Consider the following 4095-nt stretch of genomic DNA (forward strand, 5'->3'; position numbering starts at 1 on the left):
CTCGTGGCCAGCCCCATGCTGGCGCAGGCCCAGCCCGCCGCGCCGGCCGCGCGCGTGCCGGGCATCGATGCCGCCGACCGCGTCTTCATCACCAACGAGGATTCGAACACCATCGCGGTGATCGACCCGGCCACCAACACGGTGGCGCGCACGATCAACCTCACCAGCTTCGACGAGGATCCGCGGCCGCCCTTCCGCTACGTCACCGGCGGCGTGGCCCCCACCCACGCGGCCATGATCCACAAGCCGCTGTACCACGGCTGCATCGATGCGCACGGCGCCGTGCCCTCGCCCGACGGCCGCCTCATCGCCACCAGCGGCCGCGGCTCCAGCAACATCTACCTCACCGACACCGCGCAGCTGCGCGTGATCGGCAACACGCCCAATCCGGCGGCCGGCAGCAGCACCAACGCCGAGCGGATCACGACCGGGCTGCTGGTCGGGCGCGAGCCGCACGAGCCCACCTTCTCGCGCAACGGCAAGGAGCTGTGGGTCACCATCCGCGGCGAGGACCGCATCGCCGTGATCGACGTCGAAGCGGCCATCCGCCACCTGCGCGGCGACGCCTCGGCGCAGACCATCCGCATGTACGTGGGCACGCTGCCCGGGCCGGCGCAGGTCTGGTTCAACCGCGAGAACACGATCGCCTTCGTGGCCAGCCAGAAGGTGTCGAAGGTCGACGTCTTCGAGCTGCGCATGGACGCCGGCGGCTTCACCTTCCCGCAGCGGCGCACGACGCTGGACATCGCGGAGCAGGACAAGCCGGGCTTCACGCCCTTCCTCAAGACCACGCCGGACGGCAACGAGGTGTGGTTCTCGCACAAGCTGGCCGATGCCGTCTCGTGCCGCTCCACCCGGCCCGAGTTCGGCCTGCTGGACCTGGTGCCGCTGGGCGCGAACGCGCGGCCGAACCACGTGGAGTTCGTCGAGAACCCGCGCGGCAAGGTGACGTACGCGAGCCTGGCGCGGGTGGACGACAACGGGCCGGGCGGCGTCGCCTCCAGCCGGATCGCCATCATCGACCGCGCCGCGGCGCCGGGTGCGCGCAAGGTGGTGGGCACCTTCTTCACCCATGGCCGCGAGTCGCACGGGCTCTGGACCAACCCGGAGAACACGCTGCTGTACGTGGCGCACGAGCAGGACGAGCTGCCCGGCACCCCCAACGCGGGGCAGACGGTGTGCAGCGCCTTCGACGTGCGCGATCCGCTGCGCCCCGCCTTCATCGCGCAGATCCCGCTCGGCTCGCTGGCGCTGCCCTCGGGCGAGCTGCGCAACAAGAAGAGCATCAACCTGGTGTACGTGCGCGTCGGCGCGCGGGGGCAGACGGGGTGAGGAGCGCCGCACGGCCGCCCGAAGGCGCTCGCCCCCTCCGCTTGCGGAGGGGGGAGGCGGAGCACGGAGTGCGCAGCCTGGGGGAGGTCGAATGAGTTTCACCAGTGAAATGGAAGACGCGATGGCGCGGATGATGAGCGCCATGCACGCCCCTGCGCCCACCGGCGATCCCGACATCGACTTCCTCGCGATGATGATCCCGCACCATGCAGGCGCGGTGGACATGGCGCGCGCGGTGCTGCGGTATGGCCGCGATCCCGCCACGCGCCAGCTGGCGGAGGAGATCATTGCGGGGCAGACGATCGAGATCGAGGGCATGCAGCGCAGGCTGGCGGTGCTGCGGCGGCCCGGGCGCGAGCCGGAGTTTCCGGCACTCGGGGGCACGCGCGGGCCTTGACGTTGTTCCTCCCTCCCCCTCCGGGGGAGGGCTGGGGTGGGGGCGCTCCGCGCTCCAGTAAAGTCCGCCCCCATGTCTCCGCACCTCTACGCCCTGGGCGCGATCGCGCTCTGGGCGTCGCTCGCCGCGCTCGGCGTCACGCTGCGCCACGTGCCGCCCTTCCTGCTCACCGGCCTCGCCCTCGTGATCGGCAGCGTGCCGGCCTGGCCGCTGGTGCGGCAATGGCGCGTGCCGCCGCGAACCCTCGCCCTGGGCATCTACGGCCTCTTCGCCTACCACTTCCTCCTCTTCATCGCGCTGCGCCTCGCTCCGCCGGTGGAAGCCAACCTGGTCAACTACCTCTGGCCGCTGCTGATCGTGCTGCTCGCCCCGGTGCTGCTGCGCGACGTGAAGCTGCGCGCCGCGCACGTGCTCGCGGGCCTGGCCGGCTTCGCCGGTGCGGCGCTCGCGATCCTCGGCGGCGGCGGCGCCACCGGCGCCTGGTCCTGGGGCTACCTGCCGGCGCTCGGCGCGGCCTTCATCTGGTCGACCTATTCGCTCTGGACGCGCCGCGTGCCGTCGTTTCCCACCGCGGCGGTCGGCCTGTTCGGGCTCGTCTCGGGGCTGCTCTCGCTCGCCTGCCACGCGGTGCTGGAAGACCCGGCGCAGCTGTCCGCGCGCGACCTGGCATTGATCGGCGTGATGGGCCTGGGCCCGCTGGGCGCCGCGTTCTTCCTCTGGGACAAGGCGCTGAAGACCGGCGACGCGCGCCACATCGGCATCCTCAGCTACATCACGCCGCTGGCCTCGACGACGCTGCTGGTGCTGACGACGGGGCGGGCGTTGAGCGCCAGCATCGTCGGCGCCGCGGCCTTGATCATCGGGGCGGCGGTGGTGGGAACGAGGGCCAGGTAACGCCTCAGCCCGCCAGGGCCTGCGCCGGATCCTCCGAATCGACCACCTCGCGGGCCCAGGTCTCCAGGCGGCTGGCGTCGGCGCGCAGCACCTCCTGCTTGACCGCGAGAATCTGCGCCGGATGCATCGAGAAGGTGCGCAGGCCCAGCCCGAGCAGCAGGCGGGTGAATTGCGGGTCGCCCGCCATCTCGCCGCACACGCTCACGCCCTTGTTCTGGCGCCGGCATTCGGCGATGGTGTCGGCCACCAGCCGCAGCACCGCGGGATGGCAGGGGTCGTACAGGTGCGCCACCGATTCGTCCGAGCGGTCGATCGCCAGCGTGTACTGGATCAGGTCGTTGGTGCCGATCGAGAGGAAGTCGAAGTACTTGAGGAAGGTGCGCAGCGACAGCGCCGCGGCCGGGATCTCGATCATGGCCCCGAGCTGCGCCGGCCCGTAGGCCACGCCCCGGTTGTCCAGCTCGGCGCGCGCGAAGTCGATCAGCGACAGCGTCTGCCGGATCTCGCTGGCGTGCGCGATCATCGGGATCAGCAGGTTGACCTTGCCGTACGCCGCCGCGCGCAGGATGGCGCGGATCTGGGTGCGGAACATGTCCGGCTCCGCCAGGCTCCAGCGGATCGCCCGCAGCCCCAGCGCGGGGTTGACGTGCGCCTCGTCGCGGCGCGAGTCGTCGAGCGGCTTGTCGGCCCCGACGTCGAGCGTGCGGATCGTGACCGGCATGCCCTGCATGCCGTCGATGGCGCGCTTGTAGGCCTCGAACTGCTCGTCCTCGTTCGGCATGCCGCCGCTGCGCCCCATGAACAGGAACTCGCTGCGGAACAGGCCCACGCCGACGGCGCCGGCCCGCAGCGCCCCCACCGCGTCCTCGGGCAGCTCGATGTTGGCCAGCAGCTCCACCTTCTGGCCGTCGAGCGTGACGGCCGGCGTGTGGCGCAGCCGGTGCAGGCGCGTGCGCTCCAGTTCGGCCTGGCGCTGCTTGAAGCCGTATTCGGCCAGGATGATCGGCGACGGGTCCACGATCATCAGGCCGGTGTCGCCGTCGATGATCACCCAGTCGTCCTGCCGCACCAGCTGGCTGGCCGCGCGCGCACCCACCACCGCGGGGATGTCGAGGCTGCGCGCCACGATCGCCGTGTGCGACGTCCGGCCGCCGACGTCGGTCACGAAGCCGGCGAACACGCTCTGCTTGAACTGCAGCATGTCGGCCGGCGACAGGTCGTGCGCCACCAGCACCAGCGGCACGTCGACGCTGTCGTCGAGCAGCAGGTCCTGCTGCGTCTTGCGCCGCTGCGCCGGCTGCGTGACGGGCGAGGGGATGCCCTTCATGTAGCGCAGGATGCGCTCTGCCACCTGCTCCAGGTCGGCCTTGCGCTCGCGCAGGTAGTCGTCCTCCATGTCGTCGAACTGGCGCGACAGCACTTCGAGCTGCGTGGTCAGCGCCCATTCGGCGTTGTAGAGGCGGTCCACGATC

4 protein-coding genes are annotated in these 4095 nt (G+C 71.4%); 3 read left to right on the forward strand and 1 reads right to left on the reverse strand.

Going from position 1 to position 4095, the window contains the following annotated elements; genetic code table 11:
- The first annotated feature begins 3 nt into the window (after window positions 1-3).
- The 3 genes from VFM98_RS19355 to VFM98_RS19365 all read left to right on the forward strand — a co-directional run bounded on the left by VFM98_RS19355 (window position 4) and on the right by VFM98_RS19365 (window position 2623).
- On the forward strand, window positions 4-1332 hold the full coding sequence (locus tag VFM98_RS19355) for a YncE family protein (RefSeq protein WP_325111531.1): 1329 nt from the start codon (window positions 4-6) through the stop codon (window positions 1330-1332).
- 91 nt (window positions 1333-1423) lie between these two features.
- The gene (gene copM, locus VFM98_RS19360) at window positions 1424-1729 is read left to right on the forward strand and encodes a CopM family metallochaperone (RefSeq protein ID WP_325111528.1); all 306 of its coding nucleotides are present in this window, start codon (window positions 1424-1426) and stop codon (window positions 1727-1729) included.
- A gap of 72 nt (window positions 1730-1801) precedes the next feature.
- Window positions 1802-2623: a DMT family transporter gene (locus VFM98_RS19365; protein WP_325111529.1), complete on the forward strand. Its 822-nt coding sequence runs from the start codon at window positions 1802-1804 to the stop codon at window positions 2621-2623.
- Between the two features lie 4 nt (window positions 2624-2627).
- Here VFM98_RS19365 and ptsP read toward each other — a convergent pair.
- The coding region (gene ptsP / locus VFM98_RS19370; RefSeq protein WP_325111530.1) for a phosphoenolpyruvate--protein phosphotransferase at window positions 2628-4095 on the reverse strand (1468 nt) is incomplete at its 5' end.

Source organism: Ramlibacter sp., from assembly GCF_035706265.1.
Classification (GTDB): Bacteria; Pseudomonadota; Gammaproteobacteria; order Burkholderiales; family Burkholderiaceae_C; genus Ramlibacter.

Excerpts from the sequence above, each read along its gene's own strand:
- copM (WP_325111528.1), top strand. The coding sequence starts at position 1,424 with ATGAGTTTCACCAGTGAAATGGAAGACGCGATGGCGCGGATGATGAGC.
- VFM98_RS19365 (WP_325111529.1), top strand. The coding sequence starts at position 1,802 with ATGTCTCCGCACCTCTACGCCCTGGGCGCGATCGCGCTCTGGGCGTCG.